This is a genomic window from Pseudomonas sp. Irchel s3b6, from assembly GCF_900187415.1.
GTDB lineage: Bacteria > Pseudomonadota > Gammaproteobacteria > Pseudomonadales > Pseudomonadaceae > Aquipseudomonas.
In genome coordinates, this window is sequence record NZ_FYDM01000004.1 from 72,733 (window position 1) to 97,477 (window position 24,745).

Consider the following 24,745-nt stretch of genomic DNA (forward strand, 5'->3'; position numbering starts at 1 on the left):
TGGGCCTCAAAGTGCTGGTGCTTAAGTAAAGGTTAGTCGGCGCGGCTCAATCGATCTCGTCGGCGTGGGTGGTGGTACCCGCGGCATCGGCGAAGTTCAACCCGTGTTTACGCAGCTTGTCATGCAGGGTCTTGCGTGGAATCCCCAGTGCCTCGGCAACGCTGCGCAGCGAGCTGTGAGAGCGTGCCAGCTCAGCGGCAATCAGGTTCTTTTCGAAACTTTCCACTTGCTCGCTCAGGTTTCCGTCGAACTGGGTGCTGGCGGGTGCAGGGCTACCATCGGGGGTATTGATGTCCAGCGCCAGCTCCAACCCGAGGGCGAAGCGTTCCGCCGCGTTTTGCAGTTCGCGCACGTTGCCTGGCCAGGTATGGCGCAGCAGCAGGGCGCGCTGGCCCGGTTGCAGTTCGTGTGGCGCCAGGCCATGGCGCTCGCTGGCTTCATTGGCAAAGTGCTGGAACATCATCAGCGCATCTTCGCCACGCTCGCGCAGTGGTGGAATGCGCAGCGGCGCAACGTTCAGGCGGTAGTACAGGTCGGCACGAAAACGCCCCTGGTCGGCGGCCTGGCGCAGGTCTTCCTTGGTGGCGGCGATGATCCGGATGTCCAGCGGGATCAACTGATTGCCACCCAGGCGCTCGACCACCCGCTCTTGCAGCAAGCGCAGCAGCTTCACCTGAACATCCAGGCTCATGCTTTCGATTTCATCGAGGAACAGCGTGCCGCCATTGGCAAACTCGAATTTGCCGATGCGGCGTTTTTGCGCGCCAGTGAAGGCGCCGGGCTCGTGGCCAAACAGTTCGCTCTCGACCACCGACTCCGCCAGCGCTCCGGCGTTGATCGCGACAAACGGCCCGTTGCGCCGGTTCGACAGGTCGTGCAGGGCGCGGGCCACCACTTCCTTGCCAGCGCCGGTTTCACCGAGGATCAGCACATCCGCCTTGGTCGGCGCCAGTGCGGCGATCTGCTCGCGCAGGCGCAGCATCGACGCCGAGTGGCCGATCAGCCGGGTACTCAGTTCATTGCGGTCACTCAGGGCCAGCCGCAGGCTGCGGTTTTCCAGCACCAGCTGGCGCAGGGCCAGGGCGCGGCGCACGCTGTCGAGCAACGCATCGCTGGCAAAGGGTTTTTCGAGGAAGTCATAAGCACCGGCACGCATGGCCTGCACCGCCAACGGTACATCGCCGTGTCCGGTGATCAGCAGTACCGGCAACTCCGGGTCTTGGGCGTGCAGTTCGCTCAGCAGTTCGAGACCGTCCATGCCGGGCATGCGGATGTCGCTGACCACCACGCCCGGCCAATCGCGCTCAAGACGCGAGGCCAGGCCCTTGGCTTCGGCCAGGGGCAGGATCTTCAGGCCAGCCAGGTCCAGCGTCTGGCTCAAGGCCTGGCGCAGGTGCGGATCGTCGTCGATCAGCACTACCTGGATGCGGTTGTCGATGAAGTTGCTCATTCACTGCGGTCCTCGGACGGTTGCAGGCTTACACCGGGTGCGCCAGCGCGCAGCCGCAGGGTGATCAGGGCGCCGCCTTCCTTGTGGTTGGCGAACGACAGTTCGCCACCGAAGGCGCGCATCAGGGTTTCGCAAATGGCCAGTCCCAGGCCAAGCCCCTGAGTGCGGGTCTTGGTGGTGTAGAACGGCTCGCTGGCGCGTCCCAGGGCTTCCATGCAAAACCCCGGGCCGTTGTCGCGAATGTACAGATTGACGCCCTCGGCAGTGGATTCGGCACTCAGCCAGAGTTTGCGCGGCGGGCCTTTTTCGGTGAGGGCGTCGAGGGCATTGGCCAGCAGATTGCCGAGCACCTGGCGCAAACGGGTTTCGCCGGCCTCGACCCACAGCGTGGCCGCCGGCAGGTCGCGGATCAGCTCGACGTCCATGCTGCGGCGACGCTTGGCCAGCAACGCCAGCGCATCGTCCAGCGCCGGTTGCAGCGCGACGCTCTCCGGGGCGTGGCGGTCGCGACGGGCAAAGGCGCGCAAATGGGCGATGATCGAGGCCATTCGTCCAGTCAGCTCGCTGATCAGTTTCAGGTTGCCGCGGGCGTCTTCGGTGCGCTCATGGTCGAGCAGTATCTCGGCGTTTTCCGCGTAGCTGCGAATCGCGGCCAGCGGTTGATTGAGTTCGTGGCTGATGCTCGCCGACATGGTGCCCAGCGCCGACAGTTTGCCGGCCTGCACCAGGTCATCCTGGGCGCGCACCAGTTCCTGCTGCGCGTGTTCGCGCTCCAGCACTTCCTGCTTGAGGCGCCGGTTGAGGCCTTCCAGGTCGCTGGTCCGCTCGGCGACCCGGGCTTCCAGTTCTCGGCGGGTCTTGGCTTCGAAGTCGATGCGCTGCAGGTAGTGACGTCGACGCTGCATCAGCAGCCCCAGCAGCAGCATCAACACCAACAGCGCCGCGCCACCGATGGCGACCACCGTGCGCACCGGGCGATCAATCAGGGTTCTGGGCGCAAGAATGCTGACGCTCCAGCCGGTTTCCTCGATCCGTTGAGTCTGGGTCAGCCAGGCGTTGGGGTTGAGGTTCAGCGGCTGGGGATCGCGGGTCGGGTAGGGTTGCACCGCAGCGATCGCCTGGCGCTCTTGTTCAGTGAGCGGGCGAGTGGCGCGAAAGCGCCAATCGGCTCGCGAGGTGAGAATGACCACGCCGTTATGGTCGGTCAGCAACAGTTGTTCAGGGGTTTTACCCCACAGGCTTTCGGTGTGGTCCAGGTCGACCTTGATCACCAGCACGCCGATGATCTGTTCACCCTTGCGCACGGCGGCGGCGAAGAAGTAGCCGCGTTTGCCGGAGGTGGTGCCCAAGCCGAAAAAACGCCCGAGGCGGCCTTGCATGGCTTCGCTGAAGTACGGCCGGAAGGCAAAGTTTCGGCCGACAAAGCTGTCGTGTTTGTCCCAGTTGGACGCTGCCAGGGTGTTGCCTCGAGTGTCCATCAGGTACATGACTTCGGCGCCGGTCTGGGCGCTGATGTTTTTCAGGAAACGGTTGGCATTGCCCTGGATGACACCGTCTTGCGGCGCCCCCAGTACGGCGCGCAGGGCAGGCAGGTCGCCGAGGATCTGTGGCAAGACTTCGTAGCGGTGCAGGGTGCCCAGCAGGTTGGCGACGTAGAGGTCCAGCGTCTGACGATTCTGCCCCGCCAGTTCACTGCGGTAATAACGCTCGGCCAGATGCTCAAGTGGCCACAGCAAAGGTGCCAGGCACAGGGCGAGCAGGGCCAGGCTGCGCCAACGGGGTCTGCGGGGGAGGGCTGGAGTCATGAGCATCGGGTGCCTGAGGGAACAGCTGCATTATGCCTAGGCCTGTTGCGCAAGGCACTCGCTGAGCGCATCACGCCAGTCAGGTTGAGTGACCTGCCATTGTCGTTGCAGCAAGCTGCAATCGAGCCGCGAGTTCAGCGGCCGAACGGCGGGTGTCGGGTAATCACGGCTGGGGATCGCCTGCAGTTGTGCGCAGGGTTGGTGCTGCGCCTGTAAAGACTCCGCGATGGCCTGGGCGAAGCCGAACCATGAGGTTTCACCCTGGCAGGCCAGGTGATAGGTGCCCCAGGCGCCGTGTTGCCCCGCTTGCCAGCGTTCTATCAGGGCGCGCGTGCTGGCCGCGATGGTACCGGCCCAGGTCGGTGCACCGATCTGATCGGCGACGACGCGCAGGTGCGGTTTTTCCTGGAGCAGTCGCAACATGGTCAACAGGAAGTTGCGCCCGTGCCTGGAATAAACCCAACTGGTGCGCAGGATCAGGTGCTCGCCGTTGACCGCGCGGATGGCCTGTTCGCCCGCCAGTTTGCTGGCACCGTAGACATTCAGCGGGTTGGGCTGGTCGGCCTCGGTATAGGGGGTGCTTTTACGACCGTCGAACACGTAGTCGGTCGAGTAGTGGATCAGCGGGATGCCAAGTTCGAAAGCTTGCTCGGCGAGTATTCCCGGTGCCGTGGCATTGATGGCGAAGGCTGACGCATGCTCGCGTTCGGCCTTATCCACCGCCGTATACGCGGCGGCATTGATGATCAGGTCCGGGCGTAGGTTGCGCACTTGCTGACGAATCATTTGCGGTTGTGCAAGATCGAACTCGTTGCGCCCCGGCACAATCAATTGACCCAGTCCTTTGAGGTGGTTCTGCAACTCGGTCGACACTTGGCCATGTTGACCGCTGATCAGAATTTTCAGCGGCGTGCTCATGGGAACAGATCCGCCTCGCTTAGCCGCTTTCCGGCCTGATCCTTGGCGGACAGTTGAGGGGGGTGCATAAGCTGCCAGTCGATCGCCAATTGAGGATCATCCCAGCGGATGCAGCGTTCGGCCGAAGGGGTGTAGTAATCGGTGGTTTTGTAGAGGAGTTCGGCGTATTCGCTGAGCACCACGAAACCGTGGGCGAACCCTTCCGGGATCCATAGTTGACGGTGATTTTCGGCCGACAAGCGTACACCCACCCAACGGCCAAAGGTTGCCGAGCTGCGGCGGATATCCACGGCAACGTCGAGGACTTCACCCATGGTCACGCGTGTCAGTTTCCCCTGGGAATGTTCCAGTTGGTAATGCAGGCCACGTAGCACGCCCTTGCGTGAGCGCGAATGGTTGTCCTGAACGAACGTTGGGTTCAATCCGGTGACCTGCTGGAAAGTCCGGGCGTTGTAGCTTTCGTAGAAAAATCCGCGTTCGTCTCCAAAGACCTTCGGTTCGAGAATCAGGACTTCCGGCAGTTCGGTGGCGATGACGTTCATGGTGCTTCACCGACCAGGCTGAACAGGTACTGGCCGTAACCGGTCTTGCCAAAGTATTGGGCGTGTTGCAGGAGTTGAGCGCGGTCGATCCAGCCCAGGTTGTAGGCAATTTCTTCAAGGCAGGCGATTTTCAGTCCCTGGCGATGTTCGATGGTTTGTACGTACTGCGATGCTTCCAGCAGGCTGTCGTGGGTGCCAGTATCAAGCCAGGCGAATCCGCGCCCGAAGCGTTCGACACGCAGGTTTCCTCGCTGTAGATAAGCATTGTTGATGTCGGTGATTTCCAGTTCGCCCCGGGCTGAAGGCTTGAGTGATTTGGCGATCTCGACCACTGAATTGTCATAGAAGTACAAGCCGGTTACCGCGTAACTGGATTTGGGGTGCCGGGGCTTTTCTTCGATCGACAGCGCGTTGCCCTGATCGTCGAAATCAATTACCCCGAAGCGTTGTGGATCCTTGACCCAGTAACCGAAAATCGTTGCCCCGCTGGTTTTTTCGGCGGCTCGTTGCAGCTTTTCGGTGAAGTGCTGTCCGTGAAAAATGTTATCGCCCAGAATCAGGCACACCGAATCATCGCCGATGAATGACTCGCCAATCAGGAACGCCTGGGCCAGGCCTTCCGGTGCCGGCTGCTCGGCATAGCTCAGTTGCACGCCGAACTGACTGCCGTCGCCCAGCAGGTTGCGGTATTGCGGCAGATCATGGGGCGTGGAAATGACCAGGATGTCCCGGATTCCGGCCAGCATCAGGACCGAGATCGGGTAATAGATCATGGGTTTGTCGTAAACCGGCAACAGCTGTTTGGAGACCCCGAGCGTGATCGGGTGCAGGCGAGTACCTGAACCGCCTGCCAGTACGATGCCCTTCATGCGATCAAGCCCTTGTAGTCAGTCAAGCCCAGCCGCTGTCCCTGATAGCGGCCATCCTGAACCCGCTGGCACCACTCCTGATTATCGATATACCACTGTACTGTTTTACGCAGGCCGCTGATGAAGGTTTCGTGAGGCTGCCATCCCAGTTCGCGCTGGATTTTTTCGGCATCAATGGCATAGCGCAGGTCATGGCCTGGACGGTCTTCGACGAAGGTGACCAGGTCGAAATAGCGCTCGACCCCCGCGGGTTTTTGCGGGGCCAACTCTTCCAGCAGCGTGCAGATGCTGCGCACCACATCAATGTTCTTCTGCTCGTTGCAGCCACCGATGTTGTACGTCTGGCCGGGCGTACCCTGGGTCATGATGGCCAGTAGCGCGCCTACATGATCTTCGACAAACAGCCAGTCGCGAGTGTGCAGGCCATTGCCGTACACCGGTAGTGGCTTCCCGGCGAGCGCGTTGAGAATCGTCAGCGGAATGAGCTTTTCAGGAAAGTGGAACGGTCCGTAGTTGTTTGAGCAATTGCTCACCAGCACCGGTAAACCATAGGTGCGCTGCCAGGCGCGGACCAGGTGGTCTGATGCTGCCTTGCTGGCGGCGTACGGTGAACTGGGTGCATACGGTGTGGTTTCACTGAACAAGTGGTCACCCCCCTGTAGGTCGCCATACACCTCGTCTGTGGAGACATGGTGAAAGCGAAAGGCTCTTCTCTCAGGCTCACCGAGGGTATGCCAATAGGCCCGAGTGGCCTCAAGCAGGCTGTAGGTGCCGACAATATTGGTCTGGATAAAGTCCGCCGGGCCGTCGATGGAGCGATCGACATGGGATTCGGCAGCCAGGTGCATGATCGCGTGCGGCTGGAACCGTGCCAGCACTGTGCTGACGGCGGCCTGATCGCCGATGTCGGCTTGCACGAACTCATAGCGAGTGTCGGTGGCAACGCAGCTCAGCGACTCCAGATTGCCGGCGTAGGTCAGCTTGTCCAGGTTGAGCACTTCATGTTCGGTGTGCCGGATCAGATGGCGAATCAGCGCCGAACCGATAAAGCCGGCACCGCCGGTGATGAGAATGCGCATGGAGAAGGCCTTTTTCCGTATGACGTCTAAGCGTATGGATCATAGCGTGTCGGCGGGTCGAGGGCTGCAACAAGAGCACCAATGCCTCAGTCCTGGCCGATCACTGACCGCTACAGGGGGTTGCGTATCGCTCTGAGCAGTGGCGATATAGACGCCTTACAAAAAAACCAGGGGTCGTTGTATGTTGCTCGCCACGTTGATTCACCGCGCCAGTCTGGCCAGTCCGCAGGTTACCGCAGAGCAAGCGCTGGAGCTGCTGCGCGAGCATTACGGCCTGAGCGGGACGCTGCAGTCGTTGGGCAGCCAGCAGGATCTCAACTACCGGCTCGACAGTGACCAGGGCCGTTTTGTCCTCAAGATCTGCCGTGGCGACTACGCCGCGCTGGAGCTTCAGGCCCAGCACGCCGCGCTCAAACACCTGGGGACGCGGCCCGGCCTGCATGTCCCGCGGGTGATCCCGGCGAAAACTGGCGCCGACCTGCTGACCCTGACGTTTGCCGACCAGTCAGTACATGTGCGCCTGCTTGACTACATCGAAGGTCAATCCCTGACCCATCTCGACCACCTTGGCCATGACGTTGTCGCCGGCTTCGGTCGGCTCTGCGGCGAAATGGATCTGGCCCTGGCCGGTTTCGACCATCCGGGCCTGGAGCGTACGTTGCAGTGGGATGCCCGGCACGCCAGTGCGCTGATCGAGCACCTGTTGCCAGTAATTACCGACGAGCGGCAGCGAGGGTTGATCGCCGAGGCCGCGCAGCGCGCCGAACGGCGATTGCAGCCACTGGTGGCGAAGTTGCCGGTGCAGGCCATCCACATGGACATCACCGACGACAACGTGGTCTGGAAACGCGATCAGCAGCGTCACTGGCAGTTGCAGGGCGTGATCGATTTTGGCGACTTGATCCGTACCTGGCGCATTACTGACCTGTCCGTGACCTGTGCGGCGCTGTTGCACCATGCCGACGGCGATCCGATGGTCATCTTGCCGGCGGTACGGGCCTACCATGACGTCAACCCACTCAAGCGCGAAGAGCTGCAGGCATTGTGGCCGTTGATCGTTGCGCGGGCGGCGGTGCTGGTGCTCAGCGGTGAACAGCAGGTCAGCATCGATCCGCAGAATCAGTACAGCCGCGACAACCTTGAGCATGAGTGGGAAATCTTTCGCGTCGCGACGTCGGTGCCGTCCGAGCTGATGGAGGCGGCCATTCTGGTGGCGGTCGACCAAGCGTTGCCGGCAATTGCCAGCCAGGGCTTTGCGCCGTTGCTGCCGAGTCTGGTGGGGCGCGAGTTCGCACTGATCGACCTGGGGGTGTTGAGCCCGCATTTCGAAGCGGGCAACTGGGAGCAGGACGGCATCGATCAGCGCTTGCTGGTCGAAGCGGCCGCCGCCCATGGCCTGGCCGCCAGCCGTTACGGGCAATACCGTTTGTCCCGTACCCGGCCTGACAGTGCGGTCGAGCCGGACACCTGTCCGTTGCACGTTGATTTGCAGGTGCCTCGGGGTACTACGGTCGAGGCGCCGTTTGCCGGTGTCGTGCACCTGTCGGCCGATGGCCGCTTGCAACTGGACAGCCCACAGTTGAGCGTGTGCCTGTGGGGTGTCAGCCCTTCGCTGCACAGTGGTGCAGCGGTGTTGAAGGGGCAGGTGCTGGGTGAGGTCGAGGGGGCGTTGCGGGTACAGCTGAGTCGTGGTGCCGACCTGAATCCACCGCTGTTCTGTACACCGTCCCGCGCTCGCGCCTGGCAGGCCCTGTGTCCGTCGCCGGCGGCGCTGCTGGGGTTGGCCTGTGATGCGCCAGTCGAGCTCGACCCGCACACCTTGCTGGCACGTCGTGATGCCAGCTTCGCCCGTTCGCAAAAACACTATTACGTCGACCCGCCGCGTATCGAACGCGGCTGGCGCAATCACCTGATCGACATGCAGGGCCGTTCTTACCTGGACATGCTCAACAACGTCGCCGTGCTCGGCCATGGTCACCCACGCATGGCGGCCGAGGCCAGCCGCCAGTGGTCGTTGCTCAACACCAACTCGCGTTTCCATTACGCGGCCATCGCCGAGTTCTCCGAGCGCTTGCTGGCACTGGCACCGGACTCGATGGACCGAGTGTTTCTGGTCAACAGCGGTACCGAGGCCAATGACCTGGCGATTCGCCTGGCCTGGGCCTACAGCGGCGGTCGCGACATGCTCAGCGTGCTGGAGGCGTATCACGGCTGGTCGGTGGCCGCCGACGCGGTCTCGACCTCGATCGCCGACAACCCGAAAGCCCTCGACAGCCGGCCGGACTGGGTACACCCGGTTACCGCGCCGAACACCTATCGGGGTGAGTTCCGTGGTCTCGACAGCGCGCCGGATTACGTGCGCAGCGTCGAGCACAATCTGGCGAAAATTGCCGAGCAGAAACGGCAACTGGCGGGCTTCATCTGTGAGCCGGTGTATGGCAACGCCGGCGGGATTTCACTGCCACCGGGCTATCTGAAGCAGGTCTATGCCCTGGTCCGCGCCCAGGGTGGCGTGTGCATCGCCGATGAAGTGCAGGTGGGTTATGGCCGCATGGGCAAGTTTTTCTGGGGCTTTGAAGAACAGGGCGTGGTGCCCGACATCATCACCATGGCCAAGGGCATGGGCAACGGTCAGCCATTGGGTGCGGTGATCACTCGCCGGGAAATTGCCGAAGCGCTGGAGGCGGAAGGTTATTTCTTCTCGTCGGCCGGGGGCAGTCCGGTCAGCTGCCGCATTGGCATGGCGGTGCTGGATGTGATGAATGAAGAAAAACTCTGGGAGAACGCACAGATCGTTGGCGGCTACTTCAAGGAGCGACTTGAAGCCTTGATCGACCGTCATCCACTGGTGGGCGCGGTGCATGGCTCCGGTTTCTATTTGGGGGTGGAGTTGATCCGCAACCGTGAAACCCTGGAGCCGGCTACCGAAGAAACCACGTTGCTGTGCGATCGCCTGCGCGAGTTGGGGATCTTCATGCAGCCGACCGGCGACTACCTGAACATCCTCAAGATCAAACCGCCGATGGTGACCTCGCGACAAAGCGTCGACTTCTTTGTCGACATGCTGTCGAAGGTGCTGGACGAAGGGCTGTAGTCCATCACATTCCCTGCGGGGGCGAGCAGGCTCGCTCCCACAGGGACCTCCATTAGTTCGATTATTATCGGTTATTTATTGAATATCCTCGACGAGCAGAACGTAATAGGCTTTTAAAGTCGATTTTTATCGGTTATAAAGTCGCCTGACACCTCGGCGTGGATCACCACGCCCGGCCGTTCCCGTTTCTGTCATCGGTCGATGCGATGCTCGACCGTTCTGCCCCCGCCAGGAGATGATTCATGAGCCGTATCGTTACTGTCGCCGCTACCCAGATGGCTTGTTCCTGGGACCTTGAAGCCAACATCGAGACCGCTGAAAGGTTGGTCCGTGAGGCCGCAGGTAAAGGCGCGCAGATCATCCTGATCCAGGAGTTGTTCGAGACCCCGTACTTCTGCCAGAAGCCGAACCCGGACTATCTGCAACTGGCGACGACCGTTGAAGACAACGTGGCCATCAAGCATTTCCAGAAGGTGGCCAAAGAGCTGCAAGTCGTCCTGCCGATCAGCTTCTTCGAGCTGGCCGGTCGTGCCCGTTTCAACAGCATCGCGATCATCGATGCCGATGGCAGCAACCTCGGGATTTATCGTAAAAGCCATATCCCGGATGGCCCTGGCTACCACGAAAAGTACTACTTCAACCCGGGCGATACCGGCTTCAAAGTCTGGAACACCCGCTACGCAAAAATCGGCGTGGGCATCTGCTGGGACCAGTGGTTCCCGGAATGCGCCCGCAGCATGGCGTTGCAAGGCGCGGAAATCCTGTTCTACCCGACCGCCATCGGCAGCGAACCGCATGACAAAACCATCTCCTCGCGCGATCATTGGCAGCGCGTGCAGCAGGGTCATGCCGGCGCCAACCTGATGCCGCTGATTGCCAGCAATCGTATCGGCAACGAAGAACAGGACGGCTACGACATCACCTTCTACGGCTCGTCGTTTATCGCCAATCAGTTCGGCGAGAAGGTTCAGGAACTCAACGAAACCGAAGAAGGCGTTCTGGTTCAGAGCTTTGACCTGGACGAGCTGGAGCACATCCGCAGCGCCTGGGGTTCGTTCCGTGATCGCCGCCCGAACCTGTATGGCGCCCTTAAAACCCTCGACGGCTCCCTGGAATCCTGATTGCCATGACCACTTTGAACAGCACACCTCGCGCCGACGGCTTTTACATGCCCGCCGAATGGGCGCCCCAGACCCAGGCCTGGATGGTCTGGCCAGAGCGCCCGGACAACTGGCGCCTGGGAGGCAAGCCGGCACAAGCCGCTCACGTGGCGGTGGCCAAGGCCATCGCCCGGTTTGAGCCAGTGACCGTTGCCGTGTCGGCCGCCCAGTACGAAAACGCCCGGGCCCGCCTGGACGTGCCGAATATCCGCCTGGTCGAGATGTCCAGCGACGACGCCTGGGTCCGTGATACCGGCCCGACATTCGTCATCGACAACAGCGGCGAAGTCCGTGGCGTCGATTGGGACTTCAACGCCTGGGGTGGTTTTGATGGCGGCCTGTACTCGCCCTGGAATCGGGATTCGCAAGTGGCCGGCAAGATCCTCGAAATCGAGCGCAGTGCGCGTTACCGCACCGAGGGCTTCGTGCTCGAAGGCGGTTCGATTCACGTCGATGGCGAGGGCACGCTGATCACGACCGAAGAGTGCCTGCTCAACCGCAATCGCAACGCGCACATGAGCCGTGAAGAAATCGAAGCGGTGCTCAGTGCCAACTTGGCTGTGGATAAAATCATCTGGTTGCCGGACGGTTTGTACAACGACGAAACCGATGGTCATGTGGATAACTTCTGCTGCTACGTGCGACCGGGTGAAGTGCTGCTGGCCTGGACCGATGATCCGCAGAACCCGAACTACCCGCGTTGCCAGGCGGCAATGAGCGTGCTGGAAAGCAGCACCGACGCCAAGGGTCGCCCGTTCATCGTGCACAAGATGCCGATACCCGGCCCCTTGTATGCGACCGAGGAAGAATGTGCCGGTGTCGACCCGGTGGACGGTACCCAGGAGCGCAATCCTTCGGTGCGCCTGGCCGGTTCCTACGTGAACTTCCTGATCGTCAACGGTGGCATCATTGCGCCGAGCTTTGACGATCCGCTGGACGCGCCGGCCAGGGAAATCCTGCAGAACCTGTTCCCGCAGCATGAAGTGGTGATGGTGCCGGGTCGTGAACTGTTACTGGGCGGCGGTAATATTCATTGCCTTACCCAACAGCAGCCAGCCCCGCACAAAGGTTGAGTGAAGTTGTAACAAGTGTTGGCAGCTGATTGAGGAGGTCTCTGGCTTCCTCAATCGCTGACCCGCCGACAGAGCCCGCAGCCCTTATGGTCTGCGGGCTTTTTTATGGTCGCCTGGCGGGCAGTCTGGCACTTTGGCATAGCTCTTGTATCTGTTTGAGAGTCATTCTTGGGAATGTGGAACAGCATTGTTCTGTCATAAACCTTGGATAAGTTAGCCGCTCACAAACCAGGAGAGAGCGCTGGGATGAACAGGGTCAGCGAGCGAACATCGCATCCCTTGGCTATGAATGGCGAATCGCTTCAGGTGCTGGCGCAATGGTTGAAGTCCAACGGAACGCGACAGGTCAGGGAAACTGACCCGCGCAGGATGATGATCGAGCGATACCCGGCTGGTTTATTCAGCGAGGCAGAACTTGAAGCGTTGTGGGATGTGATGGAAGGATAGCAAGCAAAGGATTGGTAAAGCGCTGCCCGGATGGCAGCGCTTTTTTTTGTCCATGGATAGGCGGTCAACATCAGGCCCTTGAGGGCGCGCCGTCAGAAACTGTAGGTTCCCGTGACGACCAGGCTGCGTGGCGCGCCCGGCTGGATCTGGTAGGCGCTGGTGGACGACTCGTAGTACGTCTTGTCGCTGATGTTGTTCACCGCAGCACGCAAGTCCCAGTCCTTCTGACGGAACCCGGCCAGCGCATCCCAACGACCATAACCCGGCAACACGGTGGTGTTGAGGTTGTCGGCGTAGCGGTCACCGACCAGGGTCAGACCGGTCTCGGCATACCAGCCCAGCTCCGGCTTCCAGGTAATGAACAGGCTACCGTTGCGCTTGGCCACATTGCTGATGCGTTTGCCTTCAAAGCCGTTGTTGTCTTTCTCGACGGTTGCGTCCTGGAAACCTACACCGCCGCGTACGTACCAGTTGCCGGTGATTTTCCCCGCACCGGTCAGCTCGATACCCCTTGAGCGTTGCACGCCCGTGAGCAAGGTGATGGTGGGATCGTTCGGGTCACTGGTGCGGCGGTTGTAGAGCTCGAGCTCGTAGATTGCCAGGGTGGTGCTCAAGCGGTCGTCGAGCCAGTCACTCTTCACACCGATTTCTTTCTGTTTGGTCAGCTCGGGGCTCAGGTCGTTGACGTTGGTGGTCACCCCTGGCGTGATGCCGATCAGACCGCCACCGACCGGCGAGAAGGTCTTGCTCCAGGAAGCGTAGAACGAGTGGTTCTGCAGCGGCGTCCAGACCACACCGAGCCGTGGGCTGGTGCTGTGGCTGTCACGGTTTTCGGAGATGTCCTTGAGTTGGTTGGTCGAGTCGACCTCGAAGGTGTCGTAGCGCACACCGGCCAGCAGCTGCCATTGATCGTTCAGGCGCAGTTGGTCCTGGAGGTAGATGGCGCGGCTTTCAACTTCGGTGTGCGAGTCGCTGAAGACCTGCATGCGTCCGGTGTGGACGATGTTGCGGTCGGGGTTGTACAGATCCAGCCCCGGCACGGGGCTGTTGCCCGGTGGCGTGGTGGCCGCGTTGTACAGCTTCGGGTCGCGGCGTTGGCTGCCCAACTCAAGCCCGGTGAGCAAGCGGTGCTCGAGGCCAAAGGTGTCGAAGCCGCCCTCGAGTTCGAGGTTGTTGAACACGTTGCGGGTGTTCAGGTCCTGCTGCCAGTGCTGGCGCACCACCTTATTGGTCGCTGGTGTGTAACCGGTCACGTAGGTGTTGTCGAAATCGCTGTTGAGCTTGAACACCCCGAGGGTGTGGCGCAGTTGCCAGTTGTCGGCAACCTCATAGCTGAGTTTCGAGCGCAGGGATTGCGACTTGTCGTCGATGAAGTCGTTGTCAGTGCCGTAGGTGGTATCGCGGCCCACATCGGCGGGGCGTCCATCAATACCGGGAATACCGCGATCGGGGGTGCGGTTGTAACGGCTGTACTCGTACTGCACCAGCCAGTTCAGATCCGGGGTCAACTGCCAGCTCATCGATGGCGCGAACAGCTGGCGGCTGCCGCTGACCCCGTCGCGGAAGCTGTTTTCGTCCATGTTGCCCATGTTCAGGCGCAGGCTGATGTTCTCGGTCGGGTCGGTGCTCAGGTCGGCATACAGGCTGCGCAAATCTTCGCTGCCGCCCTGGGCCTCGAGGGTCGAGCGGCGGCCGAACTCCGGCAACTTGCTCACCCGATTGACGATCCCGCCCTGGCTGCCACGGCCATACAGCACGGCGGCCGGGCCTTTGAGCACTTCAATGCGCTCGATGTTGTGCAGGTCGCGCACGTACTGGCTGTCGTCACGGATACCGTCGAGGTAGAAGTCGTTGCTGGCGTCGAAGCCGCGAATGCGCAAGCTGTCGAAGCGGGTGTCGGCGCCGCTGCTGACGTTGGGGATGCCGCTCAATGCCGTGCCCAGATCGTTGGTGCCATAGTCGGAGACGTTCGAGGTCTTCACCGAGTCGATGGCCTGCGGGACGTAGCGTACGGGGGTTGCGGTCCGCGTCGCGGTGCTGACTTCCTTGACCCGTGGATCATCGACCTCTGCTTCGGCACTGATGGACGTTGCTGGCAAGGTTGTAGTTTCAGCGTAGGAAAAACCGGCAGTCAGCAAAGCAGACAGGCCAAGGCTGAAGGGCGTAAGACGAAATGGGGCAGGCATTAAAAAGCGTATCCGTAGATGTTGAGGGTGTAGCGAGAAGGGTGCGAATGGTAATGCTTGTTATTTGCTTTCGTGAGCAATTATTCATGCGCTTTATTGCTTGTTTGTTTCGAATTGTGTCTGTCTCGACACAATGGCTGTAATAGATTCGTCCGATTACTGAAACAGACTGGTAGCCATTGCGGCGTTTTTCAGCAACCAACAGAGGGTTAGTCTGCCGGCATCACGTTTTCCTACCTTTTTGCCGGAGCCCTCCGATGATCCTTCACTACATCTACGACCCGTTGTGCGGATGGTGCTACGGCGCCAAGCCCCTGGTGCAAGCCGCCCAGGCGGTATTACCAGTGCTCGGCCACGGTGGCGGCATGATGACCGGTGCCAACCGGCAGACGGTCTCGGCACAATTGCGCAACTACGTGATCCCCCATGATCGGCGCATTGCCGAGTACACCGGCCAGCCGTTCGGTGAGGCGTACTTCGAGGGCCTGTTGCGCGACCACACGGCGGTCTTCGATTCCGCGCCACCGATCGCGGCGGTTCTTGCCGCCGAACAGATCGCGGGTCGCGGTCTCGAACTGCTGGGACGTTTGCAGAGCGCTCACTACGTGGAAGGGCAGCGCATCGCCGACGAAGCGGTTTTGCAGGCGTTCGCCGCGCAAATGGGGCTGGATGCCCAAGCGTTCCAGCAGGCATGCATGACGGCCGACACCGAAGGCCACATCAAGGACAGTCGCGCACTGCTGTCCAAGGTGGGTGGCCAGGGCTTCCCGACCTTTGTCCTGGAGCGCAACGGTCAATTCACCCTGATCGACATCGGCCCCTGGTTCGGCAAGCCGCAAGCCTTCGCGCAATGGTTGAGTCAGTCACTGCCCACCGCTGAAGCCTCTTTGACCGCGCAAACCTGTGGCCTCGACGGCTGCGCCCACTGAACTCACCCGGAGCTGCCCATGGATAACCTGAGCCTGATCAAAAGTACCTACGAAGGCGCCAACTCCCAGGAGAACGCGCGCAACACCGCCGCCGCATTGGCCGTCGATGCAAGCTGGACCGAAGCGGCCGGGTTCCCGTATGCGGGGACTTACGTTGGTTTTGAGGCCATCGTGGAGAACGTCTTCCAGCGCCTGGCCACGGAATGGGAGGGTTTTCAGTTCAAGGTCGAGAGCTATGTCGCCCAAGGCGACAAGGTGTTTGCCTACGGGAACTACTGTGGCCTCTATAAGGCGACCGGCCGCCCGATGAACGCTCGTGTGGCCCATTTGTGGACGCTGGCGAACGGAAAAGTCACGCACTTCGAGCAGTTCGTTGACAGCCACACGGTGCAAATGGCGATCGCAGGCAAGTGATTTCTTAGACATTTTTTGCCTTATTACAGAAGATTCACGAAATTGACACTTTGTTATAGGCGCGGCTAGGATCCGTCCCAACGCCTGTGGCTTGCAGCCACGACCTCAAAACAATAAAAGGGCCCGCCACGCTTCTGCGTGGGCGGGCCCTTTTGTTTAAGGATGAAAAAAGAGCGCAAAAGCAGCCATTTCAGCCAGCGGTCACAGCGCGTATCAACCCGTAATAAGGAAAATAACATGTTGAACAAGCGTATTAGTCTGATCGCACTGGGGATGTTGAGCGCGACTCAAGCAATGGCCAATGACCAAGCCGAGTCCAAAGGTTTTGTGCAAGACAGCAGCCTGAAAGTGTTGCTGCGCAACGCTTACATGAATCGCGATTACAAGGACGGCAACGAAGACAAGGCCGAGTGGGGCCAGGCTGCCATCGGCACCTTCTCCTCGGGTTTCACCCAAGGCACCGTCGGTGTTGGTGTTGATGCCTTCGGTCTCTACGCGTTGCGCCTGGATGGTGGCAAGGGCCGTAGCGGTGCCGGTGGCATCGACTTCTTCAAGCAAGGCGACAGCGGCAACGCTGCCAGCGACCTGGCCAAGGCTGGCGCGGCGGTCAAGTTCCGCCTGTCGAGCACCGTGCTGACCTACGGTGACCAGATGCCGGCCCTGCCGGTGCTGAACTACGACAACTCCCGCCTGCTGCCGGAAAGCTACACCGGTACCTTGATCACCTCCAAAGAGATCGAAGGCCTGGAGCTGAACGCCGGTCGTTTCACCGCCGAATCGCGCAAAAGCGCCGAAGGCCATGACAGCGGTGGTCTGAAGTCGATCAACGTCCTGGGCGGTAGCTACCAGTTCACCGAACAGTTCAAAGGCGGCTTGTACGCTTCCGACGTCGAAGACGTGCTGAAGAAGCAGTACATCAACCTGAACTACGTATTCCCGCTGGCCACCGATCAGTCCCTGACCCTGGACCTGAACGGCTACCGCACCAAGCTGGAAGATTCCTACGTTCGTGAAAGCGGCGCCACGGGCGACGACAACAAGATCTGGAGCCTGGCGGCGACCTTCGCCACCGGCCCGCACTCGTTCACCCTCGCTCACCAGCGCAGCACGGGCGACAGCAACCTGGGCTATGCCTACGGCGGCTACCAGAAAGACCAGGGCCGCGTCGGTGACGGTGGCAACACCATCTACCTGGCCAACTCCTACTGGTCCGACTTCAACGCTGAAGATGAACGCAGCTGGCAGCTGGGCTACGGCCTCGACTTCGGCACTTTCGGCGTGCCAGGCCTGACCTACAACGTGGCTTACGTGCGTGGCGACAACATCACCACCTCCACCAGCACCGGTGGCACCGAGCGCGAGATCTTCAACCAGTTCAAGTACGTGGTCCAGAGCGGCCCGGCCAAGGACCTGAGCGTGAAACTGCGCAGCTCGGTCCTGCGCGTGTCGCAGAAGTCCAGCGAGTACAACGTCAGCGGCAACGAAGTGCGCGTGTTCGTGGATTACCCGATCAACGTTTTCTGATGCTGTGAGTGCGGCCTGATACAAGGCTGAAATGAGAAAGCCCCGACTGGTTCGGGGCTTTTTCGTTTATCGGCTACACCGCGTTCACGCCAACAGAGCGTTGTGAATGCTCGTTTCTCATGCTTTGACCGGCGCCAGTTTTTTGCAGCTCTCTTTGCGGGACGGGTACTGCTCGCATTGGCGCAAAACGTTCTTCACTTGCGATTCGTTCTTCAACTGCTGGTTGGCCAGTAGCTTCTCGGTGATGAACAGCTCTTGCGACCCCAGGTTGCGTTCGGCCTTGTCGATCATGGTCAAGGCCGATTGCGGATCGCCTCGCTTGAGGTGGTACGAGATCATCAGGTCGTAGATGGACGGTCCGGCCAGGGACCAGTCCTTGATCGACTCCAGATCCTTCAATGCTTCCTGGCTCTTGCCTTGGGCGAGGTGCACGCTGAAGGCGGTGCGACGGATACCGGGTTGGTCCTTCACCGGGGACGCCAGTGCGCGTTGGTTGAAGGTCTCCGCTTCGCGCACCTTGCCTTGTTCCAGGGCCGCGGTAGCGGTGTAGGCGTCCTTGTAGCCTTGCAGGGCCGTGGCGACGGGCGCGGCATCGCGCACTTTCGGCCAACTGTGCGGGTCGACCCGGGCGCGGCGCTCCTGACGGTACTCGCGTTGCAGGTACTGTTTCAGGTCGGCTTCGCGGTCCATGGGCGACATGTGCGAGCGGTTGAAGTACTGGCCAGCCGCGTTGATGCTGGTGCTCAGTCCCTGGTCGAGAAACACGTTCAGCTCTTGAGTGAAACGATTGAGGTTGAACTGCTCCAGCGACGCTTGCATTGCGGTGGTGCGAGCGCTGAGAAAGCTTCCGAGCAATGGTTTCTGCTTGCCCTGGAAGTCGTTCAGCCGTTGCAGGCTGTAGGTCGCGGCGCGGGGGGCGTAGCCTGCACGGACCATCAGGTCGGTGCCCAGCAGATCGGCCTGGTCTTCCTGGCTACGACCCCAGGCGGTGCTCCAGATGTTGTCCGAAAAACTGTTGGCCAGTGCGGTATAGAGCACGGTGTTGCCAATGGTCTTCTGGGTGCCGAGGGGGTCTTTGCTGACCAGTTTCATCTGGCCGGAGCTTCTGTCCACACCTGTGTTGCTGGCCATGGCAGCAAACACCACGGTGGTTGCGACGGTGGACATCAGTTCTTTCTGCTGCTCGAAGGCTGCCAAGCGATCGTGATGGCGCAACAGTACGTGACTCATTTCGTGGCCCAGCATCGCGGCGATTTCGTCTTCACTCTGGACGTTATCGAGCATGCCCAGCGGAACGAACAGGTTGCCGAACGGATCGGTGGACGGACCGAAGCTATAGCTGTCGGTGATCCGCACTTGCAACTTCGGCAGCTCGCCCGGCCAGCCTTTGGATAGCCGCGTGACGATGCCCTGCAAGTAGCTCTGCAGCATCGGGATATCCACCAGGTTTTGCTGGCGTGTCTGTGCGGCAGGGATGGCATGGCCGTCGTAACTCAAGCGTTGCTTGCTTTGCTGCTGCACATCCAGCACGTAGTACTGACGCACTTCGGTGTGCTCGACATAACGCCCAGTCACCCGCGACTGAGTCGAAGGGCCAACCAGATTCATAAAGGCATCGTCGGCACCTTTGATGGTGTTGCAACCGCTCAGTAGCGACCCGGCGACGAAGCTGAGCCCCAGTAGTGAGCCCTTTGCCCGTAGCCCGCTCACTTGTTGCAACCTGGGCCAAAGCCGATGGTCGAGTTGTTCTCGCTGTCCTTGGCCTGGCTTTTAGTCATTTTCTGACAAGGCAGGTTGACCACCTTGCTCAGGGGGGGATCGATGTCCAGGGTCACGGTGTCCAGCCAGATCCTCTTACCCAGCATCTCAACCTGAACCAGGTCCAGTGCTTCGTTGTACTGCAACACCGGCAGCGGATTTTTCGGCACATCCTTGAGTGGCAGTTCTTGCACCATTTTGCCTTGCTCATCGAGTACTTCCACCGGGTCATTGGTGAGAGGGCTCACAATAGAGGCCGCTGCAAACGCCGCCTGGCTGAACACGACGCTGAGGAGGAAAACGGCTGTTCTGGTCATTCTTGGTTTCCTTGAATTAGACGAACACTGGAGCGTCAGCTTTTGGAGCCGAGCAGCGCCTCGATTTTTTCGCTGAACAGCACCAGAGAAAGCACGGCGATGCCCAGCACGTTGACCGGGGTGATGTTGGCGAAATACAGCGCGATGCTGGCAACGGTCAGTACCGTCATGACCAGTAGCCAGGAAGGGCAAGGAGAGTGGAAAAACCGGATCTCCCATCGCCGCCATGGCGTTAGCGTTCGATGCTTGGCCGCTCGGTGCTCGTGCAGGGCCTTGAGCACGACAATCAACACCAACAGCGCGATTTCAACCAGATCCAGCCAATTGATATCCATGCGTGGCAGGCTGTCTGGCTCGTGCTTATAAGACATGCCCTCGGAGAGCAAGTTATCCAGAGCCATGGCGTGCAGATAGATCCCGGGAAGCTTACCGTGCACGGGCGACTGCACCAGGTCGCCGGTGGAGGTGATGTGTGCACCGACCAGTACCAGTCGATCGCGCAGCAGTGCGGCGATCAATGCACGGTCCTGTGGCTCGCTGACTTCCAGGTCGCTGGCCGTTAGGGTCAGGCTGTAGGGGCAACTGGCCTGGGCGGACTTGCCCAGTTTCCAGAAAATCGCCTCGGCAAGTTGCTTGAGCGTTTGCGAGAAGAAGCCATCAACGGTTGAACAGTCCGCAGTGTTGGCAATCCGCGCCTGCTCGGGGGCGAGCTCAAGCCCCCACTGGATGGCGATTGGCGGCGCCTGCGCAGCCGCTTGCGCATCGCCTGGCAGATCCGGGCATTGATGGGCCTGACAGTACTGGCGATACAGCGCGAGTGCAGGCGTCTCCATCAAGCCCTGCGGTGCGTCAAAGGCCAGCGGATACTTGTCGCCGACCCCGCTCCATACCACCAGCACCGGGGTCGTGACCTGGGCCAGGTGCTCGAGCGTATTGGCTTGCCCCTCTTCCCCGCGCGGTCGCCCCGTGTTGGCCAGCAGCAAGGGAATGCCCTGATGCCGGTAGCGGTCGAACACATTCGCCAGTAATTGACTGCCTTGCGCAGGGTCGCCCGGCGAGTGGTCGTGGCTATACAGGAGATCGACAAACACGGCCTTGGGTTTGTAAGCCAGCAAGCGCTTGAACAGCTTGCTCTGCTCGCCATACGGCATTGGCCAGAAAGTGTTGTTGCGCAGCAGATAGGCGTCGTCGATCACTACAACCGCGATCTGCTGTTGACCCTTGCTGTCGTAAAGGCTGGCGAACATGCGGTTCAGCCATTGGGCAGAAGCATTGTCGCTCGAACTCGACAGCCCAAAAGGGTCGAGCAAAGCGATCAGCAGGACTACCAACCCAAGCGCGTACTGCTTGAGGCTGAACAGAGGGAATTTAGCCGACATCCTTGGCTCGATAGTGGCGATATGCCGGCTTTTTAAGGGAGATGCGAGGGGGTGTCAAGAAAAATGATGGCTGAGCGCCATCATTCGGGTAGGGCAGGAGGATGGGGTGTTCAAACCCCAGAAACAACAAAGCCCTCGTATTTCTGCGAGGGCTTTGTTTTGTATGGTGGCACCAGACGAACGGTATGTTTCGGGGAGGCTAGGTTTTCTGCGGGTCTGGAAGTCAGTGGAAAATTTGGCGTACCCCAACTAGTAACTATAAATAAATCAGCTAGTTATGGCGTTCAGTGGAATCGAATCGGGGGATTTATAAGGCGTCGGACGGCATGTCGACCCGCACGTAAACCGTCCAGAACAGCAGTCGGTATGACAAATCCTCTGAGTTCGAACGTTGCCGGCGATTACTGCAATGGGTAATAGGCTGGAGTCGGCCAGAAGCAGATATTCGCGTGTAACTACGACATCAGAGCCGACTCAAACGCCCAGCGGAAGGGTAAAAATCTCCAACCCATTTTTCTAAGCTTGTTTTTTTACCTCATCCTTTACGATAATTAACGGTGTATGCTTCTCTTGCTCCTTAACTAATGCTTCACCTCTCATGATTTTTATAAATCCGCGAAGTGAGTCAAAAGCAAAAAAACCGAAGCATGGAATAGTTGCAAAAGCCAACAGCATGAATTTCGGTTCAAGATTGAACGGTTGTATTAGCATAAATGGAGATATAGCTAAAAGCGACCCTAAAAAATATACCGCTAGACATAACCCTTTACGCCAATTTCTCGACCATCTGTTTTTATATTTTTTTCGAAAATCAATTTTGTGATTTCGCTCATTCAGCTCTACATACTTTCTGGATAATACGTAGTCTTTCAGGCTTTTATCTGGGCTAGCAAGTGAAATTAAATGAGATATTTCGGATGCTTTAATCGCTGATGTGCCCGCAATGGCGTAATAACCACGCTCGATAACAAGATGATGAGGCTTGGGTTCTTGATCAACATCTTTGAGAAACTCTTTGGCGAACCGATATTCCTCTCTCAGTCTAAGTTTGCTTCCCACGGAAAACTCATAAATTATTTTGGCTGCCCCCAATACGGTCATTATTACAGTAATAAACTTAATAATTGTTCCTATATCCATAATTTATTCCAGCCTCTATTCCTATTTTGATATTTCCATTGCTAGATGAGTGCGTCGATCAAAATAATAACAAATGGACATAGCTCTAGACAAAAACTTAATTAGAACGACAATACTATTCGGATCGCTAGCTGCCCTTGGTGGCAGGTAGTTACCGAGCGGCAAGTGGCGCGTCAGAGAGCGGAGCAGTCGTACGCGACATAAGGGTACTCCCTTTTATCGAAGTGGCCTTACCCCCAACTCTATCCTTAAACGGTTGAAATCAACCAAAGTTCACTGGAATTCGACGGGGCGCCAAAACGAAAGCCCCGCCAGAAGGCGGGGTTTTCGGGGGGGCAAAGATTTTGTAAGCCTTCTCTGGAACCTTGTATGTAGCCGGCGAAGGTTTCGCCTATAAAATTAATCCCCCCCTTTCATTCTGGATTATTAAGATTCTTGTTGAGTATATTGCGTGAAAATTTTCTCAGCTTGCATTTCAATATCCAAGTATGATTTTGGAAGTAAGGAGACTCTTGCTTTGGCGTTAAGTTTGCTCCACTCTACGGTCGAGCCATCCTTATTTTTCCTTTTTAATTTGCTGCCTGCTCCTAAATTCATGGAGAAAAAGTCTAGGAAACGTCTAGCCCCCACACCGGTAAATGGCTCAAAAATAACTCGGTCTGTATTGCTTGGTTTGTCAAGAGTCGTATTTAATTCAATGGAGTCAGCGTGAAACTCTAGAGCTTTGCTTTTTGGATAAGGTTCGACATATACAACGCGCTTTATTCCGGCTGCTATTATATGCTTTGCGCAGTTGTGGCATGGAAATGTAGTGCAGTACAAGTAGGAGTTTGAGCAGCTTGTTCCGGATCGGCTGCACGAAAGCAAAGCCTCCATCTCAGCATGAACAACTCGGCCGAATTCTGTTAAATCTCTGATTCTACTGCTCTCTAGTATTTCTTGAATCTTTTGAATGGGTAGTTCTGTATCCTGCTCGATATTTTGTAGGATTTCTCTTATTATTTCATTCTGCTCTGCTTTATTTGAGTCTTCCCCGCGGGTATAGTCTTTGCCCTGATCAATGTCCGATATTTCACCGCTATTCTCATCGACTTCGGCCCAGTACAAACCTCCACCAAATTTCGGGGAATCATTGGCACCTGTCGCAATTATTTGCCGATCTTTGGCAATTACAGCTCCGACTTGCCTAGATAGATCACTAGAGCGGACTGAGCTAGAGAATGCCATGAACATTGCAAATTCATCGAACGTCGGATTTTTATAGGGGTGAGACAAAATTAATTCTAAAAAACGCTGGACTGTGTTTTTTACTTGGTCGTCATTTTTTCCGAGGTTAATAAAAAAATCCGCAAGGTGGTATGTGTCTCTAGTTCTCTGGCCATGGGTGACATTCTCGTCTTCATCTGTCTTAGTTAACTCAATAGCCTCGGATTGAGTTAGTCCCTTGTCATTTGTTAAGTAGTGAAGTCTCCTTTTTGGGTCCGCATGTATCCCAAAAAGATAAAAGCCCTGGCCGTATATTTTTCTGAGAAGCTCAACCTCTTCAGGGTGCTTTAATGAGTTTACTATGTAAGCTCTTTTGGCACTGCTCTCGTGGCGTTGTTCTTTTATACATTTTGCAGCGCCATAGGAAAGAATTGCATTATTTTTCGTGCTTTCTCGCAGTTGATCCCCCGCCTGCATAAAGTCTTTAATGCGTCTATATTCCGTCGTTCCTTCCGACTGTGATTTCGTTGGGGTTAATAGGGAGGATATTTTGATTTCTTCGACAGAGTATCCGAATTGGCCTAACCTATCTTTGAGCGGATTTATTACTCGATTCGATTCGGTTCCAACGGCGCTAACAATCCCAATTATAATCTCTGACTCACAAAACACTCCCTGAAGGTGCTGTACCGATATGTCATCATCGTGGTTTGGGCGTATTGGTTCGGGTTCAGTAATTGGTTGAGTGGCTTCCGGTAGTGGAGGAAGCTGTATTTCTGGAGCCAAAGCAGCGGTGACAAGATGCTCGAGGCTTTCCTTCTTTCCTGGTTTCCCCTGGAACTGTATGGTGCCGGTACTTTCAAACCAGTTCATTACGCCTCCATCATGACGTAACACTTTTTTTCCTAACTGGCTTTCGTCCCATTCGGCACCAATACTTTTTAGCTTTGCTTTCAGGGCTTCGTAGCTTTCAGTGAAAATTACTTTCATGTCCTCTACCACCTCTTGCTACAAATTTATTTTTTTTGCTTGTTTTGTTTAAATGAGTACTTTGATAAAAGATGGCTAAAAACTTAGGCTGCAACTAGGCAAGCCTCATCTTGCTCTGGATGCTAGCAAAACGCTACGCGGCGGTCTACTGTCTCTTTTTAGATAAAGAGGTGGCCTGAGTTTTTTCACTCATTAACAAATAGGCCTCGGTTGGCTATAAAGCAGTCTAGATTAATATACGGTGCCGGAGGCGGCTCGCATACAATACCTATCTATGCACCAATCTTTACCGCAACTGCTCAGTACACCTAATCATTATGAATGAAAATTGATTTCAGTTTGAGGCAATTGCTACTGACCTGAGAGTCGGAAAGGTTTACTTTAGAAATTGTCTATTTTAATTTTATTCTTGTTCCTAGTTTATTCTGGCGAAAAATATCTGATACAAAAAACGTATTTTGCGTA

19 protein-coding genes are annotated in these 24,745 nt (G+C 57.8%); 7 read left to right on the forward strand and 12 right to left on the reverse strand.

Annotated features, from left to right (window positions below; all coding sequences use genetic code 11):
• Positions 1-46: 46 nt before the first annotated feature.
• Genes CKW07_RS08760 through rfbB form a run of 6 tightly spaced genes read right to left on the reverse strand, consistent with a single transcriptional unit; the run spans position 47 to position 6,663 of the window.
• A complete protein-coding gene (locus CKW07_RS08760; protein WP_095144537.1) occupies positions 47-1,450 on the reverse strand; it encodes a sigma-54 dependent transcriptional regulator in 1,404 nt (467 codons plus the stop codon).
• On the reverse strand, positions 1,447-3,255 hold the full coding sequence (locus CKW07_RS08765; RefSeq protein WP_095144860.1) for an ATP-binding protein: 1,809 nt from the start codon (positions 3,253-3,255) through the stop codon (positions 1,447-1,449). The genes CKW07_RS08760 and CKW07_RS08765 overlap by 4 nt, the downstream gene beginning before the upstream one ends.
• A 36-nt stretch (positions 3,256-3,291) precedes the next feature.
• Positions 3,292-4,173: a dTDP-4-dehydrorhamnose reductase gene (rfbD, locus tag CKW07_RS08770; RefSeq protein ID WP_095144538.1), complete on the reverse strand. Its 882-nt coding sequence runs from the start codon at positions 4,171-4,173 to the stop codon at positions 3,292-3,294.
• Positions 4,170-4,715, reverse strand: coding sequence for a dTDP-4-dehydrorhamnose 3,5-epimerase (rfbC, locus tag CKW07_RS08775; RefSeq protein WP_095144539.1), 546 nt, complete (start codon positions 4,713-4,715; stop codon positions 4,170-4,172). The genes rfbD and rfbC overlap by 4 nt, the downstream gene beginning before the upstream one ends.
• A complete protein-coding gene (gene rfbA / locus CKW07_RS08780; RefSeq protein WP_095144540.1) occupies positions 4,712-5,584 on the reverse strand; it encodes a glucose-1-phosphate thymidylyltransferase RfbA in 873 nt (290 codons plus the stop codon). The genes rfbC and rfbA overlap by 4 nt, the downstream gene beginning before the upstream one ends.
• Positions 5,581-6,663, reverse strand: a complete 1,083-nt coding sequence (gene rfbB / locus CKW07_RS08785) for a dTDP-glucose 4,6-dehydratase (RefSeq protein WP_095144541.1) — start codon at positions 6,661-6,663, stop codon at positions 5,581-5,583. The genes rfbA and rfbB overlap by 4 nt, the downstream gene beginning before the upstream one ends.
• A 181-nt stretch (positions 6,664-6,844) precedes the next feature.
• Between rfbB and CKW07_RS08790 the strand changes: the two genes are divergently transcribed.
• The 4 genes from CKW07_RS08790 to CKW07_RS08805 all read left to right on the forward strand — a co-directional run bounded on the left by CKW07_RS08790 (position 6,845) and on the right by CKW07_RS08805 (position 12,437).
• Complete coding sequence (locus CKW07_RS08790) at positions 6,845-9,757, forward strand: aminotransferase (RefSeq protein ID WP_095144542.1); 2,913 nt, start codon at positions 6,845-6,847, stop codon at positions 9,755-9,757.
• A 242-nt stretch (positions 9,758-9,999) separates the two neighbouring features.
• Positions 10,000-10,878, forward strand: coding sequence for an N-carbamoylputrescine amidase (gene aguB, locus CKW07_RS08795; RefSeq protein WP_095144543.1), 879 nt, complete (start codon positions 10,000-10,002; stop codon positions 10,876-10,878).
• Positions 10,879-10,883: 5 nt separating this feature from the next.
• Entirely contained in the window at positions 10,884-11,990 is a 1,107-nt protein-coding gene (gene aguA / locus CKW07_RS08800; RefSeq protein WP_095144544.1) for an agmatine deiminase, read from the forward strand.
• A gap of 246 nt (positions 11,991-12,236) precedes the next feature.
• Positions 12,237-12,437, forward strand: coding sequence for a hypothetical protein (locus CKW07_RS08805; RefSeq protein ID WP_095144545.1), 201 nt, complete (start codon positions 12,237-12,239; stop codon positions 12,435-12,437).
• A 92-nt stretch (positions 12,438-12,529) separates the two neighbouring features.
• Here the strand turns inward: CKW07_RS08805 and CKW07_RS08810 are convergent, their stop codons facing one another.
• The gene (locus tag CKW07_RS08810) at positions 12,530-14,623 is read right to left on the reverse strand and encodes a TonB-dependent siderophore receptor (RefSeq protein WP_095144546.1); all 2,094 of its coding nucleotides are present in this window, start codon (positions 14,621-14,623) and stop codon (positions 12,530-12,532) included.
• A 257-nt stretch (positions 14,624-14,880) separates the two neighbouring features.
• Between CKW07_RS08810 and CKW07_RS08815 the strand changes: the two genes are divergently transcribed.
• The 3 genes from CKW07_RS08815 (at position 14,881) to CKW07_RS08825 (ending at position 17,490) form a co-directional block, all read left to right on the forward strand.
• Positions 14,881-15,552 carry a DsbA family protein gene (locus CKW07_RS08815; RefSeq protein ID WP_095144547.1) on the forward strand — a complete coding sequence of 224 codons (672 nt, stop codon included), beginning with the start codon at positions 14,881-14,883 and terminating at the stop codon, positions 15,550-15,552.
• 18 nt (positions 15,553-15,570) lie between these two features.
• Positions 15,571-15,966, forward strand: coding sequence for a nuclear transport factor 2 family protein (locus CKW07_RS08820; protein WP_095144548.1), 396 nt, complete (start codon positions 15,571-15,573; stop codon positions 15,964-15,966).
• 237 nt (positions 15,967-16,203) lie between these two features.
• The gene (locus tag CKW07_RS08825; RefSeq protein WP_095144549.1) at positions 16,204-17,490 is read left to right on the forward strand and encodes an OprD family porin; all 1,287 of its coding nucleotides are present in this window, start codon (positions 16,204-16,206) and stop codon (positions 17,488-17,490) included.
• A gap of 117 nt (positions 17,491-17,607) precedes the next feature.
• On the opposite strand, the gene CKW07_RS08830 is transcribed toward CKW07_RS08825, so the two are convergent.
• From CKW07_RS08830 to CKW07_RS08850, 5 genes are all read right to left on the reverse strand, one after another.
• Positions 17,608-19,098 (reverse strand): M48 family metallopeptidase, encoded by a 1,491-nt coding sequence (locus CKW07_RS08830; protein ID WP_095144861.1) that lies wholly within the window; start codon positions 19,096-19,098, stop codon positions 17,608-17,610.
• Between the two features lie 98 nt (positions 19,099-19,196).
• Positions 19,197-19,565 (reverse strand): hypothetical protein, encoded by a 369-nt coding sequence (locus CKW07_RS08835; RefSeq protein WP_095144550.1) that lies wholly within the window; start codon positions 19,563-19,565, stop codon positions 19,197-19,199.
• 35 nt (positions 19,566-19,600) lie between these two features.
• The gene (locus CKW07_RS08840; RefSeq protein ID WP_095144551.1) at positions 19,601-20,944 is read right to left on the reverse strand and encodes a CHASE2 domain-containing protein; all 1,344 of its coding nucleotides are present in this window, start codon (positions 20,942-20,944) and stop codon (positions 19,601-19,603) included.
• 516 nt (positions 20,945-21,460) lie between these two features.
• A complete protein-coding gene (locus CKW07_RS08845; protein ID WP_095144552.1) occupies positions 21,461-22,084 on the reverse strand; it encodes a hypothetical protein in 624 nt (207 codons plus the stop codon).
• Positions 22,085-22,510: 426 nt separating this feature from the next.
• On the reverse strand, positions 22,511-24,280 hold the full coding sequence (locus CKW07_RS08850; protein ID WP_095144553.1) for an anti-phage dCTP deaminase: 1,770 nt from the start codon (positions 24,278-24,280) through the stop codon (positions 22,511-22,513).
• Positions 24,281-24,745: the final 465 nt, after the last annotated feature.

Bases quoted from the DNA above. Each gene is read 5' to 3' on its own strand.
- aguA (WP_095144544.1), top strand. From the start codon at position 10,884: ATGACCACTTTGAACAGCACACCTCGCGCCGACGGCTTTTACATGCCC.
- CKW07_RS08790 (WP_095144542.1), top strand. From the start codon at position 6,845: ATGTTGCTCGCCACGTTGATTCACCGCGCCAGTCTGGCCAGTCCGCAG.
- CKW07_RS08840 (WP_095144551.1), bottom strand. From the start codon at position 20,944: ATGTCGGCTAAATTCCCTCTGTTCAGCCTCAAGCAGTACGCGCTTGGG.
- CKW07_RS08835 (WP_095144550.1), bottom strand. From the start codon at position 19,565: ATGACCAGAACAGCCGTTTTCCTCCTCAGCGTCGTGTTCAGCCAGGCG.
- CKW07_RS08805 (WP_095144545.1), top strand. From the start codon at position 12,237: ATGAACAGGGTCAGCGAGCGAACATCGCATCCCTTGGCTATGAATGGC.
- CKW07_RS08845 (WP_095144552.1), bottom strand. From the start codon at position 22,084: ATGGATATAGGAACAATTATTAAGTTTATTACTGTAATAATGACCGTA.
- rfbD (WP_095144538.1), bottom strand. From the start codon at position 4,173: ATGAGCACGCCGCTGAAAATTCTGATCAGCGGTCAACATGGCCAAGTG.
- rfbB (WP_095144541.1), bottom strand. From the start codon at position 6,663: ATGCGCATTCTCATCACCGGCGGTGCCGGCTTTATCGGTTCGGCGCTG.
- CKW07_RS08850 (WP_095144553.1), bottom strand. From the start codon at position 24,280: ATGAAAGTAATTTTCACTGAAAGCTACGAAGCCCTGAAAGCAAAGCTA.
- CKW07_RS08815 (WP_095144547.1), top strand. From the start codon at position 14,881: ATGATCCTTCACTACATCTACGACCCGTTGTGCGGATGGTGCTACGGC.
- CKW07_RS08830 (WP_095144861.1), bottom strand. From the start codon at position 19,098: ATGAATCTGGTTGGCCCTTCGACTCAGTCGCGGGTGACTGGGCGTTAT.
- aguB (WP_095144543.1), top strand. From the start codon at position 10,000: ATGAGCCGTATCGTTACTGTCGCCGCTACCCAGATGGCTTGTTCCTGG.
- rfbC (WP_095144539.1), bottom strand. From the start codon at position 4,715: ATGAACGTCATCGCCACCGAACTGCCGGAAGTCCTGATTCTCGAACCG.
- CKW07_RS08760 (WP_095144537.1), bottom strand. From the start codon at position 1,450: ATGAGCAACTTCATCGACAACCGCATCCAGGTAGTGCTGATCGACGAC.
- CKW07_RS08825 (WP_095144549.1), top strand. From the start codon at position 16,204: ATGTTGAACAAGCGTATTAGTCTGATCGCACTGGGGATGTTGAGCGCG.
- rfbA (WP_095144540.1), bottom strand. From the start codon at position 5,584: ATGAAGGGCATCGTACTGGCAGGCGGTTCAGGTACTCGCCTGCACCCG.
- CKW07_RS08765 (WP_095144860.1), bottom strand. From the start codon at position 3,255: ATGACTCCAGCCCTCCCCCGCAGACCCCGTTGGCGCAGCCTGGCCCTG.
- CKW07_RS08820 (WP_095144548.1), top strand. From the start codon at position 15,571: ATGGATAACCTGAGCCTGATCAAAAGTACCTACGAAGGCGCCAACTCC.
- CKW07_RS08810 (WP_095144546.1), bottom strand. From the start codon at position 14,623: ATGCCTGCCCCATTTCGTCTTACGCCCTTCAGCCTTGGCCTGTCTGCT.